Source organism: Celeribacter halophilus, from assembly GCF_018860305.1.
In the GTDB taxonomy this organism is placed as follows: domain Bacteria; phylum Pseudomonadota; class Alphaproteobacteria; order Rhodobacterales; family Rhodobacteraceae; genus Celeribacter; species Celeribacter halophilus_A.
On record NZ_JAHKPE010000031.1, the window covers coordinates 433388 to 447278 of the forward strand.

Sequence of the window (13891 nt, forward strand, 5' to 3'; positions counted from 1 at the left end):
ATCAGCCGTCCACCTTTTTCAGAACCAGAGAGGCATTGGTGCCGCCGAAGCCGAAGGAATTCGACAGGGCCACATTGATCTCGCGCTCGCGTTTGGCATTGGGGGCCAGATCAAGGACCGGCTCCACGGCAGGCTTGTCGAGGTTGATCGTCGGCGGAGCGACCTGATCGCGGATCGCCAGCACACAGAAAATCGCTTCAACCGCCCCTGCTGCGCCCAGTAGGTGCCCGATGGAGGATTTTGTCGAAGACATTGTGGCTTTGGAGGCCGCATCCCCCATGAGGCGTTCGACAGCGGCCAGTTCGATCGTGTCGGCCATAGTCGAGGTGCCATGGGCGTTGATGTAATCCACGTCTTTCGGCTCAAGACCGGCACGGTTGAGCGCCGCTTCCATCGCACGATAGCCGCCTTCGCCATCCGAGGAAGGCGCGGTGATGTGATAGGCATCGCCCGACAGACCGTAGCCGACAACCTCGGCATAGATCTTGGCACCGCGCGCCTTGGCATGTTCGTATTCTTCGAGCACGACCACACCGGCCCCCTCGCCCATCACGAAACCGTCGCGGTCCTCGTCATAGGGGCGCGAGGCGTGGCTCGGGTCGTCCCGGCGTTTCGTCGAAAGCGCCTTACAGGCGTTGAAACCGGCAATGCCCAATTCGCAAATCGCCGCTTCCGCACCGCCGGCCACCATGACATCGGCATCGCCGAACCCGATCAGACGCGAGGCGTCCCCGATCGCGTGCGCTCCGGTAGAACAGGCTGTCACAACCGCGTGATTGGGGCCTTTGAACCCGTAGCGGATCGAAACCTGACCGGAGATCAGGTTGATCAGGGAGCCGGGAATGAAGAAGGGCGAAATCCGGCGCGGGCCTTTTTCTTTCAAAAGCACCGCCGCTTCCGCGATGGAGGACAACCCGCCGATACCGGAGCCGATCAGCACACCGGTGCGCAGACGGTCTTCCTCGTCTTCGGGTTTCCAGTCGGCATCGGTCAGCGCCTGATCGGCGGCTGCCATACCAAAGAGAATGAAGTCATCGACTTTCTTCTGCTCTTTCTTCGGCATCCAGTCGTCGGGGTTGAACGTCCCGTCGGTCCCGTCGCCACGCGGCACTTCGCAGGCATAATTCGTGGCCAGATGGTCCGCGTCAAAGCGCTGGATCGTTCCACCAGCCGACTGACCGTCCAGAAGACGTTTCCATGTTTCCTCGACGCCGCAAGCCAGCGGCGAAACCATTCCAAGTCCAGTGACAACTACTCGGCGCATCCGTGCCCCCTCAATTTTCGTCTGCTTTTCCTTACACGGCTCCGTCCCGCGATGGAAGGCCGAGACGCCTGCTTGCGTTCAAATCGGCGATTGGTCACCAGATATTGAGGTTTCCCCCAATTTCAATACGAACCGTCGATTTTACCAAGATCACGCCGCTGGCCATCCATGAGGTGCCACGACATGCGTGCCCTCCCCGCCCGAATGCATCGCCCGAAGACAATCCGACGCAGTGCCCATCTGACACGGAAGCCGACAAAAAAACAGCGCCGCCCGAAGGCAGCGCCGTTAGAAATTCTTAACTCTGATCACCAGCGCGCCGCAATGGCCCGCCGAAACGGGATCAGGAAGCTTCGGTGATGAACTTCACCGCATCGCCAAAGGTCTGGATGGTCTCGGCTGCGTCATCGGGAATTTCGATGCCGAACTCTTCTTCGAAGGCCATGACCAGCTCAACGGTGTCGAGGCTGTCAGCGCCCAGATCGTCGATGAAGGACGCGGTTTCCGTCACTTTATCTTCTTCAACGTCGAGGTGCTCGACAACGATCTTTTTCACGCGATCTGCGATGTCGCTCATATTCTTTCCTCACAGTTTGGGGCCCGTTGCCCACTTTTAGCTCTGGCCGCTCGGACCACTCAATTTACATGACGTCGCGACCGGCTCGTTACAACCCCGTCTGCCGTCATGCCACACAGGCGCAAAAGCGCCCGTGCTCAATCTGCGCTGCTCATAGCACAATCCTCTCCGGTGGCAAATGCTTTGTGATGCCATGCCGGAAAAGCAGGGTTGTGCTCAGAGCATGGCCATTCCGCCGTTCACATGCAAGGTCGTTCCGGTTGTATAGCCTGCCTCGCTTGAGGCCAGATACACCACAGCCGCCGCAATTTCCTCCGGCGTGCCCATGCGTCCGGTCGGAATTTGCACGTTGATCTTGTCTTTTTGCTCGTCGGTCAGCTTGTCTGTCATGGCCGTGGCGATAAAGCCCGGCGCCACGCAGTTCACCGTGATGCCGCGAGTCGCGACCTCATAGGCCAGCGACTTGGACATGCCGACCATGCCTGCTTTGGAGGCGGCATAATTGGCCTGCCCCGGATTGCCCGTTGCGCCAACGATGGAAGAAATATTCACGATCCGGCCCCAGCGAGCCTTCATCATGCCACGCATCACACCCTTGCAAAGCTTCATCGTCGAGGTCAGGTTCACGTTGAGCACGCTCTCCCACTCGTCATCCGACATACGCATGAACAGGTTGTCGCGGGTGATACCGGCGTTGTTCACCAGAATATCGACCGAACCCATCGCCTCGGCGGCCTGTTTCGGCAACGCCTCGACCGCCTCTTTGTCAGACAGGTTGCAGGGCAGCACATGGGCGCGTTCGCCAAGCACTGCGGCCAGCGCCTCCAAAGGCTCCACCCGTGTGCCGGACAGGCCCACGGTGGCACCTGCCTCGTAAAGCGCCTTGGCAATCGCTCCGCCAATACCGCCGGACGCGCCTGTGATCAGTGCATTTTTCCCAGTCAGATCAAACATTTCCACTCTCTCCTGAAGCCTCGCGCTTCTTTGTCTCTAGATATACGGGTGAGCCGCGCCGGTGTCGGGCACGACGAGGGCTGAGCCCTTACCCTTTCAGTTTTGCGATGTCGTCCGGCGTGCCGATCGCGGTGCAGGCAATCGAACGTTCGATGCGACGCACCATGCCCGAGAGCGCCTTGCCCGCGCCGATTTCCCAGATTTCCGTGACGCCCTGTTCCGCCATGAACCCCACGGATTCGCGCCAGCGCACAGAGCCGGTCACCTGTTCCACCAGCAAAGATCGGATCAGCGCCGGATCGGTCACAGCACTCGCACGCACATTGGCGACCAGCGGCACGACCGGCGCGGTGATTTCCACATCGTCCAGCGCCTCGGCCATCACATCCGCCGCGGGAGCCATCAAGGCACAATGGAACGGGGCGGAGACCGGCAGGATCACAGCGCGTTTCGCGCCGCGCGCCTTGGCAATCTCGACGGCACGCTCCACGGCTTCCTTGTGGCCGGAGACCACAACCTGACCGGGATCATTGTCATTGGCGGCTTGGCAGACCTGACCTTGTGCGGCCTCTTTGGCCACCTCTGTCACAGTCGCAAAATCCAGCCCCAAAAGCGCAGCCATTGCGCCGACACCAACGGGCACGGCTTTTTGCATCGCTTCGCCACGGGTGCGCAACAGGCGGGCCGTGTCAGAGATGCTCAAGGCCCCGGCTGCGGCCAGTGCGGAATATTCGCCCAAGCTGTGTCCAGCCACAAAAGCCGCGTCCGTGACCGCGAATCCCTCTGCCTCAAGCGCCCGCATTGCGGCCAGAGAGGTCGCCATCAGCGCAGGCTGGGCGTTTTGGGTGAGCGTCAGCGCCTCGACCTCGCCCTCCCAGATCAGCGCGGACAGGCTTTCGCCAAGCGCTTCATCAACTTCGTCAAACACGGCCTTGGCCGCAGGGTAGGCTTCGGCCAGCGCCTTGCCCATCCCAATGGTCTGGGCGCCCTGCCCCGGGAAAACGAATGCGCGCGTCATGCTCGCCCCTCCACATCATATATCTGTCTATCTGGGACGGTCTAACGGTCCCGCGCGCAAGCGGCAAGCCTGACCTGCGCGAAAGGCGCGACGGGGAGGGACAGCCGCACGACCACGCAGCCTCCTTAGCGCAGGGCGCGCGGCAGAACCTTGAGCGAGGATTTCGGCGCGGCCTCCCCCGTGCGGGCAAACGGCTTTGGGGCGGGGGCAAGCTCGTCCGCGTGCAAATCCACATGGAGATCCCGCCACAGCTCGCGCAAGACAGATTCTTCCCCCTCGAACAACGTCACGATCTCCCCCCGCGCCCCGAAACGCAGGTCCATATGGGTTTTGCGGACGGGTGTCTGGCTCCGGCGCAGAAAGATCGACCCGATTTCGTCAAAGCCGATGACCGTGTGCAACCGCGTCTGACCATGACGGTTGCGCCAAACGATCCGCAACTGTTTACGTTTCTGGTCGATCTGGACTTCGCGGCGCAATCCCCGCTCGGGAAAATGCCCGAGCGCCAGCCCCGCACCACCCAGAACAATCGACAGGCCCAGCTTGATCCCCAGAAGACCGGGCGCGAAACTGGAGCCGGGCCAGAGCCACAGCCCCGCCATGAGCAGAAAACACAGGAAAGACAACCAGCGCAGAGCAAGCTCGATGCGGGCGCAAGCCTTACCCGCCCCGTCACCGCGCATGAGACAATAGCCCCAGCCGGTTTCGTTCCGCGCGATGGTATTGCGCCCGCGCAGCGGCGTCCCGCGCGCATGCGACTCCAGATCGGAAGACAAGGGCATTGTCTTCTCTCCTTATATTCGTCTCATCCTGAGGCTTTCATCTTGGTTAATCTGGGCGGGAATATGGCTCTGTGACGGAATTTTTGGACGAAGGCATTTTGCAATGCACATTTTAGCTCTCGCCTCCCCTCTTGCGCCCCGCGCGGGCCGCGTTCACCGTCTGGTAACCAGTCGGGGATTTGGGGCTTGAACCAAAAGCACAGATGCGTATAAGGGCACATCCTTTCGCAAGACACTTATGAACCGCGCAGTCTCTCGTGGTCGGGCCGCGAAAGGCCGAATTGCCCGTCCTATGAAATGCGCTTGAAATGAACTGGAGCACCCATGCCGCTTTACGAGCATGTCTTCATTGCGCGTCAGGATCTGTCCAACGCGCAGGCCGAAGGTCTCATCGAACATTTTGGCACCGTCCTCGCCGACAACGGCGGCAAACTCGTCGATAGCGAGTACTGGGGCGTCAAAACGATGGCCTACAAGATCAACAAAAACCGCAAGGGCCACTACGCCTTCCTGCGCACCGACGCTCCGTCGGGTGCCGTGCAGGAAATGGAACGCCTGATGCGCCTGCATGACGACGTGATGCGCGTTCTGACCATCAAGGTCGACGAACACGCCGAAGGTCCCTCCGTGCAGATGCAAAAACGTGACGAGCGCGAAGACCGCCGTCCGCGTCGCAACTGATCTTGTTTGGAAAGGACCTAACACATGGCCGCTAAACCGTTTTTCCGCCGCCGCAAAGTCTGCCCGTTCTCCGGCGACAATGCACCCGCGATCGATTACAAAGACACCCGTCTTCTGCAGCGCTACATCTCCGAGCGCGGCAAAATCGTTCCGTCCCGTATCACCGCAGTCTCTGCGAAGAAACAGCGTGAGCTGGCTCGCGCCATCAAACGTGCCCGTTTCCTCGCCCTGCTGCCCTACGCCGTTAAGTAAGGAGTAAATCCAATGGACGTTATCCTTCTCGAACGCGTGGCCAAACTGGGCCAAATGGGCGATGTTGTTTCCGTCAAAGACGGTTACGCACGCAACTTCCTGCTGCCGCAGGAAAAAGCGCTGCGTGCCTCCGAGGCAAACATCAAAGCTTTCGAAGCGCAAAAAGCACAGCTTGAAGCTCGCAACCTCGAAACCAAAAAAGAGGCCGAAGCTCTGGCTGTGAAACTGGACGGCGAGCAATTCGTTGTGATTCGTTCCGCATCCGATTCCGGTGCGCTCTACGGTTCCGTCACCACCCGTGACGCCGCAGATGCCGCTACCGAAAACGGCTTCTCCGTGGATCGCAAGCAGGTTGCCCTGAAAGCGCCGATCAAAGACCTCGGTCTGCACGAAGTGCATGTCCTGCTGCACCCGGAAGTCGAAGCAACGATCATCCTCAACGTGGCCCGTTCCACCGAGGAAGCCGAGCTTCAGGCCGAAGGCAAATCCATTCAGGAACTTGCCGCAGAAGCCGAAGCACAAGCCGAATTCGAAATCGCCGAACTCTTCGACGATATCGGGTCCGCGGCCTCCGACGACGAAGATCTGGCCGAAGTGGTCGACACGCCGGAAGATGCCAGCGAAGAGTAATCTTCCCTGCTTTGAATATATCGAAAGCCCTGCCCTCGCGGCGGGGCTTTTTTATGAGTATTTATGGCACAAAGGAGACGCGGAATTCCGCCCAATTCCGAGGACAGGCTTGGCAAACCGTGCGCTGCGTGGTGAATATCTTTGGATCGAAATCATACGAGTGCCCCCTATGTCCCTGTCCCGTCGCATGTTCCTGCTGTCTTCCCTGTCGGCTCTGAGCCTCACCGCTTGTGGTGCAAAAAAGCCCGAGACCTCGCGGGGCTTCAACCCGCCGCTCTATCCCAATGAAACGCCGGAACTGCGCGCGCTTATCAACAAATGGGCGGACCACTACGAGATTCCGCGCGAGCTGATCCACCGTCAGGCGGTGCGCGAAAGCACCCACCGCCCTTGGGCGCGCAATGGGCCTTATTGGGGCTTGTTGCAAATCCTGCCGCAAACCGCGCGCACAATGGGGCATCGCGGTCCGGCAGAGGAGCTTCTGGATCCGGATGTGAACCTGAAATACGCGGGGAAATACCTGCGCGGGGCGTATATCGTGGCCGATGGGGACATTGACGAGGCGATGCGCTGGTATGCGCGGGGCTATTATTACGAGGCCAAGAAAAAGGGCCTGTTGTACGAGACCGGTCTGCGCAGCTAAGGCGTTACGCGCCCCTCTGCCCCCCTCAAAATCACTCACAGAAAAGGCCGCCCCATCACTGGAGCGGCCTTCTGCCCCTCGCTCTTTGGCGAGACCGTAAGCGGCAGACCTGAAAGACCCGCCGCTTCGGCACTTATTCGTCGTCGAGGCTTTCGACAGCTTTTTCCAGCTCTTCTTTCGTGACCTCTTTTTCGGTCAGTTGAGCATTTTCAGCGATGTAATCAACCACTTTGTCTTCGAACAGCGGCGCTTGGATCTGCTGACGCATTTGCGGGTTTTGCTGAACGAATTCAAAGAACTGGCGCTCTTGCCCCGGGTATTGACGCGCTTGCGTCATGACCGCTTGGGTGAACTCGGCATCGGTGACCTGAATCTCTTGCTTCTGACCGATGTCGGCCAGCAGGAGACCGAGGCGCACGCGGCGTTCGGCCAGCGTGTTGTGCTCGTCGGTCACTTCGATTTCAGGGTGATCGTGGCCTTCGACATTCGGGTTTTCCTCATGCCACAGCTGATGCGCGATCTGTTTGGCTTCGGCTTCAACGAGGCTCGGCGGCAGGTCGAAGGAGACTTTGCCATCCAGCTGGTCGAGAAGACCGCGTTTCATCACAGCGCGGGCAGCACCGGCATATTCGGCTTCGAGACGTTCAGCGATCTGGGATTTCAGCGCGGCGAGGTCTTCGGCACCGAATTTCTTGGCCAGCTCGTCGTCGATTTCAGCATCGGCAGGCGCTTTCACCGCTTTGATCTTGCATTCGAAGACAGCGTCTTTGCCTGCAAGGTTCTCTGCGCCGTATTCCTCGGGGAATTTGACTTCGACGTTTTTCTCGTCGCCGGCTTTCACGCCCACGAGCTGCTCTTCAAAGCCCGGAATGAAAGAACCTGAGCCCAGAACGAGCGGGTAATCTTCGGCAGCACCACCGTCGAAGGCTTCGCCGTCGACTTTACCGAGGAAGTCGATCACAACCTGATCGCCATCTTCGGCAGCACCGTCTTTGTCTTCGAAGTTCTGCGCGGTGGCCGCGAGGTTTTTCAAAGCGTCTTCGATCTCGTCAGCAGAGGCTTTCACCACCAGCTTTTCGAGCGTCACGGAGGACAGATCGGCTTCGGGGATCTGCGGCAGGGCTTCATAGGTCATGGTGACGACCACATCGTCGCCCTCTTTCCACTCTTCGCCAGCGTCCATTTTCACTTCGGGTTGCAGCGCAGGTTTGTCGCCGGTCTTCTCGAAATGCTCGTTCATCGCGCCATCGACAGCTTCCTGCATGGCTTCGCCCAGAACGCGCGGTCCGAATTGTTTCTTAAGGAGCGCCATCGGCACTTTGCCTTTACGGAAACCCTTCATTTCGACTTCGGGCTGGGCCTCCTTGAGCTTGGCATTGACTTTTTCGTCAAGCTCGGCGGCGGTGATGGTGATCTGATAGCCGCGCTTCAGACCTTCGTTCAGGGTCTCGGTGACCTGCATCTTGGCGTCCTTTATTACGTTCTTACGTCTCAACAGGCCGCTGGACCGCGACCCTGTAAATCAGGGACGTTCTAGGGGCAGAATCCCTGCCGCGCAAGGCGAATCCGCCCCTGTCCGGCCATTCTCCGCATCCACACGCGGGCGAAGCGGGGCGCAAACGGCAAACCCCACCTCCATGATTGAAATTTCGCTCAAAGAATGAGATCACACGCTATAGCAGAACGGATAAGCAGCATGACCCAGAGCTCACAACGCCCCAAGCGCGTGGCGATTTTCAATGACACGTCACCGGGCGGGCATTACGGCTGTTTTGCTGTTATGAGCGTATTGGTTGAACAATTGCGACGCCAGAATATCGAGCCAGTGATCTTTTGGCCCTGCTCGCATGACTGGCGGCAATACAAAGATCAAATAAAGTCTTGGGATATTGACGGTTTGATCGTCAATGGCGAGGGCAGCATTCATAACACCGCGACACGGGAACGCGCAAAGTTTCTCACAGAACTCGGCCCGTTTTGCCGTGAGGTGTTGAAGATACCGTCCGTCATCGTCAACGCTTCATTTTACGATCTTGACGAGCAAGCCTTTCGGAATCTGTCTGCATTTGACATCATCTCGACACGCGAAAGCAAAAGTCAAACCTATCTACGCGAACATGGCCTCGCCTCCACGCTGGTGCCGGATTTCTCTTTCTTTTCGGTGCCCCCAACCGGATTGCCAAACAGCCGATCTGGCGTTTTCGTAACGGACTCGGTTTTCAAAAACACGACCAAAGCACTTTCGAAACTCGCAAACGATTATGAGTTTCACTTTGAAGTCATGAAAAACGCGCCCGGAGCACGTTCGCAGTTCGGCATGATCCTTAAAAAAATCTCGCGGGAATTCAAAAATCTGCTCAAAAAACTGGATCCCAGGCCACCCTTTTATCATGAATTGGCGACGAATATGGAATTCGACAGGTTTCTGGATCGCCTCAGATCGTCTGAAACCGTCCTGACCGGCAGATTTCACACAACCACATTGGCAATTGCGACCAGAACACCGGTATTGGCAATTGAATCGAACACACCCAAAATATCGGCCGTTCTCACTGATATTTTCGCGTCCACAGAACGCGTCCGGCCTTTGAAGCAGGCGGATTTGCCTGACTATTTCCGTGAAGTAGCGCAGGGTTACGATTACTCCGAAGACGAACTTGCCGCCATAGACGCCTATCTTTCTCATGGCAGGACCGCTCTGGCAGGATTGTTCAAAAGCCTAGCTTCCACGCTCCGGTAGCCGGCGGTTCGTAGCCTCGGCGGACACCCGTAACACTCACCCGCACACGAATTTTTTGATTCAGTTTTTCCACAGAACGCTTTAGACCCTTCAGAACACTCCGAACTTTCGCGCCCCTGCGTTCAGCAGGTTACGATTAAAGGGAAGCGATATGTCTAAAAATACAAGTTTCCTTGTTTATCTGCCTAAGAATCCGCGCATTTCAACAATATTACGAGCCTTCACCGCCCCTGAAACTTCAATCGACTTGGGGCAATCCAAGTCTCACGGGAGCAAACTAAAAGAAACCGTTTTCTGGCTTACCGGCGCCTCTCCCTCATTCGATGCATTAAACAAGGCGGCCAATTCGGTTGGAAAGCCTAGAAATAGCCGCCTCGGACAAGCAATTAAACATCTTTCTCTCACCCAAAAATACCGAGGCTATATGTCTCTTCTCAAGCGACATCCTTCTGCCACTCTCGTCATCTGGAACGGTATTAAGGGACGCCGAAGCTTGCTCGTTCACGCCGCGCGCGAGCTCGGGCGGGAGGTGTTCTATTTCGAGGAGGCCCCGCTCCCCAAGCGGCTCACGATCGACAGAAGCGGAGTCAATTTCGGAAGCTCCCTTCCGCGAAATCCGGCTTTTTACACAGCTTGGCTCAAAACCCGCGGGCTCGATCCGGAGGCGTGGCGCGAAGTTGGCAGACAGATTGTCCCGCGCCCGGCCGACAAACGTGATGACATCCGCTCCGAAGAGGCCCCCTCCGAACTGGCGCAGGAACGGTTCATCTTTTGCCCGCTGCAAGTGCCCCGCGACAGCCAGATCACGATTTATGGCGACTGGATCAAATCGGTCGAGGAGATGATTGATCACCTCAAGGCGGCGAGCCTGCACCTGCCCGACGGTTGGCATTTGAGGATCAAGGAACACCCCTCCTCGAAAATCTCCTTCTTTGACAAACTCTCCGCACTGGAAAGCGACAAGTTTCGCGTCGACAATGTCACCAATACGATGGACCAGATCGCGCTTTCCCATGCCGTGTTAAACGTCAATTCCTCGGTCGGACTACAAGCCTTTTTCTTCAACAAGCCCGTCATTGTGCTGGGACAGGCCTTCTACTGTTTCGACAAACTGGCCACGAAAGTGCACGGCCCGTCCGACCTCGCTGACATCCTGACAAAGCCGGAAGACCTCACATTCAGTCAGGACTTGCGCAATGCGTTTATGAGTTACCTGTGCGAGGACTACTACCCTATGGAGCAGGACGTGCTCGACGGAACCTATGGCCCTGAACAGGTCCGGCAGAGGGATCGGGACAGGGATGCTATTCTGGCCACGCTCTAGGCCCCTGCCCCCAAATGGCTTCCCGATGCTTTGGCCGCGCGCCGACTTCCGAAAAGGATAAACGCCACATGTATTTTCACTTTTCACCACCCGACTTTGCGCAGAAAAAGGTCTGTCTGATCGGACCTGCCTCTTCCGCGCCTTCGGATATGGCGGAGGTGTCCGTCTCGGAATTCGATCATGTCATCTGTATCAACCGTGCCATCGAAACTCCGGTGGCGCTCGAAGACGGGCCGCTTGACGGTTTCGACACCTATGTGCGCAACATCGTCGGGAACCGCCCTGGCGAACTGGCCGGACACTATACAGAAGAGCGGCTCAAGGCCTCGGGCGTTGAAAATGTGGTTCTGATCTGGGGGAAATGGCGCGACTTTCACCGTGTGATCCGGCATATCCTGCACATCAGATCCTATAAGACCCGCCCGAACGTCTTTATCATTCCCCCCAACCGCGTCAAACGCACCTCAAAACACCTCAACGGCGCGCGGCCCAGCACCGGCTTTGCCATTCTGGCCCTGCTCTGTGAACAAAAGCTCTCAAGACTGCACGTCGCCGGATTTACCTTTTTCCAGACAGCCTACATCCCCGGATACAACGACAAAATCTCCGATGATGCCTCCGCGCTTGCGAAGATGAAGGCCTACGCCCGTAAAGGGAAAGCGTGGACGCATCGTCCGGTCAGAGAAAAAGACGCCGCAAAAGACCTGTTCCGCACAAGCGCAGATCATGGCTGTGACCTCACCTTAGGAGCGGGCGTCAAAAACGCGTTGGAGAGCGGGATTGAGGGGTAAGAGAGATGTGCAACAAACAAGTGGTGAACACATGACATGGCTTTCCCAGATCATTTTCTCGTGCCGGAAGGCCCTTCAAGGAGAGCAGTATCTCGCACATCTTTCTCTTTCCGAAGATGCGCTACATGCCCTGCTCGAAAGCAAAACAGTTGCCATCGTTGGCAATGCGCGAAGCCTTGAAACCCAGAACTACGGCGCGGAAATTGAAGCTCATGACATTGTCATCCGCCTCAACAATGCACCAATCATAGCGGCGTTTTCACACGGACACCGGACCGATTGGATGGCCGTTGCCAAACACATTTCCAAACAGACTTTGCAGACGCGAAATCCCGACCTTCTGTTGTGGATGCCTGCCCATCGGAAACGCCTTGACTGGCGCATGGTGAATTATTCAAAATTTTACCTTAACAGCCCTGAACGCAACGATGAGCTCAAGGCAAAGCTTGGCGCGTCTTCTTCCGTGGGGTGCAAGACAATCGACCTTATTCGCAGAACGAATGCCGCCAAGGTGACGCTCTACGGGTTCGATTTCTTCGCAAGCCTCTCCCTCTCCGGCAATCGCACAGCAGATCAGGTGCCACATAACTTCTCGGCCGAAAAAGAGATGGTCGAAAACCTTATCGCAAGGGACACGCGGTTTTCTTTGCGGACCTGATATGTGCGACGCACGCGGCCCCGCGCATCAACGATTTCAGATTGCCGCCTGCGCTCCAAAGACCGATTGTGGTTGCCCCCACAACCTCTGTCGGGGAGTTTTTGATCTGATATCAAAGGAATAAAGTGGTGCGGGTGGAGGGACTTGAACCCCCACGCCTTGCGGCGCCAGAACCTAAAACTTAGGAATTTCTTTAAATATCAAATTGTTAAAGGAAAAATTTCGCAGGAACATTCGTGCACAAAAGCTGAATCTGCGAAACACACAAAAAGGCTTTCACAAAAAGAAAACCCCGACGCGCTGGCGGGCGCAATCGGGGTCACAAGCTCTCAGTTAAGCTGTCTAATCTCAGGTTACCCGTTTCTTCCAAAGCATGCAATCTCTGCGACTTTTATTCGTGGAGGTGCCGCATGAGTAATCAGTTGACGCACCGGGGGTTGCCGGCAGGCATGACGCGCTGGGATCTATTGAAAATGATCGAACGCGGCCGTAGGGTTCTCGGCCTAAGCAAAGGGGCGGTAGCCTATTTGCGATACGCGATCACCCACACCATGGACATTGATTATGAACCAGGACGCATTTGCGCATTCTGGCATGGGGTTACCAGTATCGTAGATGATCCACAGATATCGTATGACCGCCGTCAGATCAGCAGGATCGAGGTCGATCTTGAGGCAAAGCAATACATCAGAAAAAGCTGTACACCACACAGCCGCCGCACAGGGCTGCGTAAAAATGATGTCATCAAATACGAGTACGGAATTAATCTCGCCCCCCTCATCGAGCGGGTTCAAGAGCTTCAGGCCGCCGCACGTAAAGCTTCTTTCGAGCAATATGACGTTGTGCGACTTCGTGGCCAAATTCGAAAACTGTTCTCCGATATTCGCGCATTGGGCAATGAAGATGCCTTAGATACCGCTACGCAGATTTTACCTAATCGCAGACCATCCACGGTAAATAGCTATGAGCGCCTCAAGAAGATCGCTGAAGCTTTAGAAGCAGTGTTTAACGATTTTTGCGTTGAAGACAGTATGGGCGAAATGTCCCACCAGTCGGACATTTCACCCACACCGATTACTAAAGAAAAAAAGAAAAAGAAAACTTGTACGCCCAAAGAACCTGAGGGCGAGTATGAACTGCAAACAACGCCACAAATGGCGACACTTCTCGCGAGTAAACGGCTACGAGAACACATCAAGTTCTACGCATCAGGTCGAGGTACTGCGAATAACCCTGACTGGAGAAGCATAGAGCTGGCTACGCAGGAACGTGCTCATGAGCACGGCATCAAGACACAGGCATGGCAAAATATGTGCAGTCAACTGGGAGAGAGACGCACGGCTTTGTGCCTGATCATTGCTGACAGAAATGCAGAACGTACAGATCGAGGCAAAGTCAGAGATGTCGCCAAAGCATTTGTGGGTTTGGGCCAAAAATCTGCACGAGACCAGGCAATCCTTGGCAGCTTGTACGGCGAATTGGTGCGTCATATCGAGGAGGCCAAGAATGCTCGGTAGTTCTATCGCGCTTGCCCCAGCCATACGTAAAGTTCAACATATCAACTGGCCTGGCGAACG

At 56.7% G+C, this 13891-nt stretch carries 15 protein-coding genes; 9 read left to right on the forward strand and 6 right to left on the reverse strand.

Features of this window, described 5'->3' with window-relative positions; translation table 11 throughout:
• Position 1 precedes the first annotated feature (1 nt).
• The 5 genes from fabF to KO492_RS13980 form a co-directional block, all read right to left on the reverse strand.
• On the reverse strand, positions 2-1264 hold the full coding sequence (gene fabF, locus KO492_RS13960; protein WP_216045514.1) for a beta-ketoacyl-ACP synthase II: 1263 nt from the start codon (positions 1262-1264) through the stop codon (positions 2-4).
• A gap of 343 nt (positions 1265-1607) precedes the next feature.
• Entirely contained in the window at positions 1608-1841 is a 234-nt protein-coding gene (locus KO492_RS13965) for an acyl carrier protein (RefSeq protein WP_009571390.1), read from the reverse strand.
• Between the two features lie 216 nt (positions 1842-2057).
• The gene (fabG, locus tag KO492_RS13970) at positions 2058-2795 is read right to left on the reverse strand and encodes a 3-oxoacyl-[acyl-carrier-protein] reductase (protein WP_216045515.1); all 738 of its coding nucleotides are present in this window, start codon (positions 2793-2795) and stop codon (positions 2058-2060) included.
• Positions 2796-2883: 88 nt separating this feature from the next.
• Positions 2884-3813 (reverse strand): ACP S-malonyltransferase, encoded by a 930-nt coding sequence (gene fabD / locus KO492_RS13975; RefSeq protein ID WP_216045516.1) that lies wholly within the window; start codon positions 3811-3813, stop codon positions 2884-2886.
• A gap of 125 nt (positions 3814-3938) precedes the next feature.
• A complete protein-coding gene (locus tag KO492_RS13980) occupies positions 3939-4595 on the reverse strand; it encodes a hypothetical protein (RefSeq protein ID WP_216045517.1) in 657 nt (218 codons plus the stop codon).
• A 324-nt stretch (positions 4596-4919) separates the two neighbouring features.
• On the opposite strand from KO492_RS13980, the gene rpsF reads away from it, so the two are divergent.
• From rpsF to KO492_RS14000, 4 genes are all read left to right on the forward strand, one after another.
• Positions 4920-5276, forward strand: a complete 357-nt coding sequence (rpsF, locus tag KO492_RS13985; RefSeq protein ID WP_066607571.1) for a 30S ribosomal protein S6 — start codon at positions 4920-4922, stop codon at positions 5274-5276.
• Between the two features lie 24 nt (positions 5277-5300).
• A complete protein-coding gene (gene rpsR, locus KO492_RS13990) occupies positions 5301-5528 on the forward strand; it encodes a 30S ribosomal protein S18 (RefSeq protein WP_005852865.1) in 228 nt (75 codons plus the stop codon).
• Between the two features lie 12 nt (positions 5529-5540).
• Positions 5541-6158, forward strand: coding sequence for a 50S ribosomal protein L9 (gene rplI / locus KO492_RS13995; RefSeq protein ID WP_216045518.1), 618 nt, complete (start codon positions 5541-5543; stop codon positions 6156-6158).
• Between the two features lie 169 nt (positions 6159-6327).
• A complete protein-coding gene (locus tag KO492_RS14000; protein ID WP_216045519.1) occupies positions 6328-6801 on the forward strand; it encodes a lytic transglycosylase domain-containing protein in 474 nt (157 codons plus the stop codon).
• A gap of 133 nt (positions 6802-6934) precedes the next feature.
• Here KO492_RS14000 and tig read toward each other — a convergent pair whose 3' ends face one another.
• Positions 6935-8263, reverse strand: a complete 1329-nt coding sequence (gene tig, locus KO492_RS14005) for a trigger factor (protein WP_216045520.1) — start codon at positions 8261-8263, stop codon at positions 6935-6937.
• 234 nt (positions 8264-8497) lie between these two features.
• On the opposite strand from tig, the gene KO492_RS14010 reads away from it, so the two are divergent.
• From KO492_RS14010 to KO492_RS14030, 5 genes are all read left to right on the forward strand, one after another.
• A complete protein-coding gene (locus KO492_RS14010) occupies positions 8498-9541 on the forward strand; it encodes a polysaccharide pyruvyl transferase family protein (RefSeq protein WP_216045521.1) in 1044 nt (347 codons plus the stop codon).
• Between the two features lie 493 nt (positions 9542-10034).
• Positions 10035-10865, forward strand: a complete 831-nt coding sequence (locus tag KO492_RS14015; RefSeq protein ID WP_216045522.1) for a capsular polysaccharide export protein, LipB/KpsS family — start codon at positions 10035-10037, stop codon at positions 10863-10865.
• 68 nt (positions 10866-10933) lie between these two features.
• Positions 10934-11656 (forward strand): glycosyltransferase family 29 protein, encoded by a 723-nt coding sequence (locus KO492_RS14020; protein ID WP_216045523.1) that lies wholly within the window; start codon positions 10934-10936, stop codon positions 11654-11656.
• 31 nt (positions 11657-11687) lie between these two features.
• On the forward strand, positions 11688-12314 hold the full coding sequence (locus KO492_RS14025; protein ID WP_216045524.1) for a glycosyltransferase family 29 protein: 627 nt from the start codon (positions 11688-11690) through the stop codon (positions 12312-12314).
• Between the two features lie 410 nt (positions 12315-12724).
• A complete protein-coding gene (locus tag KO492_RS14030; RefSeq protein ID WP_216045525.1) occupies positions 12725-13831 on the forward strand; it encodes a helix-turn-helix domain-containing protein in 1107 nt (368 codons plus the stop codon).
• The last annotated feature ends 60 nt before the right edge of the window (positions 13832-13891 follow it).

Coding starts and splice junctions, on each gene's coding strand:
- rplI (WP_216045518.1), top strand. CDS start 5,541: ATGGACGTTATCCTTCTCGAACGCGTGGCCAAACTGGGCCAAATGGGC.
- KO492_RS14000 (WP_216045519.1), top strand. CDS start 6,328: ATGTCCCTGTCCCGTCGCATGTTCCTGCTGTCTTCCCTGTCGGCTCTG.
- rpsF (WP_066607571.1), top strand. CDS start 4,920: ATGCCGCTTTACGAGCATGTCTTCATTGCGCGTCAGGATCTGTCCAAC.
- fabD (WP_216045516.1), bottom strand. CDS start 3,813: ATGACGCGCGCATTCGTTTTCCCGGGGCAGGGCGCCCAGACCATTGGG.
- rpsR (WP_005852865.1), top strand. CDS start 5,301: ATGGCCGCTAAACCGTTTTTCCGCCGCCGCAAAGTCTGCCCGTTCTCC.
- fabG (WP_216045515.1), bottom strand. CDS start 2,795: ATGTTTGATCTGACTGGGAAAAATGCACTGATCACAGGCGCGTCCGGC.
- KO492_RS13965 (WP_009571390.1), bottom strand. CDS start 1,841: ATGAGCGACATCGCAGATCGCGTGAAAAAGATCGTTGTCGAGCACCTC.
- fabF (WP_216045514.1), bottom strand. CDS start 1,264: ATGCGCCGAGTAGTTGTCACTGGACTTGGAATGGTTTCGCCGCTGGCT.
- KO492_RS14030 (WP_216045525.1), top strand. CDS start 12,725: ATGAGTAATCAGTTGACGCACCGGGGGTTGCCGGCAGGCATGACGCGC.
- KO492_RS14010 (WP_216045521.1), top strand. CDS start 8,498: ATGACCCAGAGCTCACAACGCCCCAAGCGCGTGGCGATTTTCAATGAC.
- KO492_RS14025 (WP_216045524.1), top strand. CDS start 11,688: ATGACATGGCTTTCCCAGATCATTTTCTCGTGCCGGAAGGCCCTTCAA.
- KO492_RS14020 (WP_216045523.1), top strand. CDS start 10,934: ATGTATTTTCACTTTTCACCACCCGACTTTGCGCAGAAAAAGGTCTGT.
- tig (WP_216045520.1), bottom strand. CDS start 8,263: ATGCAGGTCACCGAGACCCTGAACGAAGGTCTGAAGCGCGGCTATCAG.
- KO492_RS13980 (WP_216045517.1), bottom strand. CDS start 4,595: ATGCCCTTGTCTTCCGATCTGGAGTCGCATGCGCGCGGGACGCCGCTG.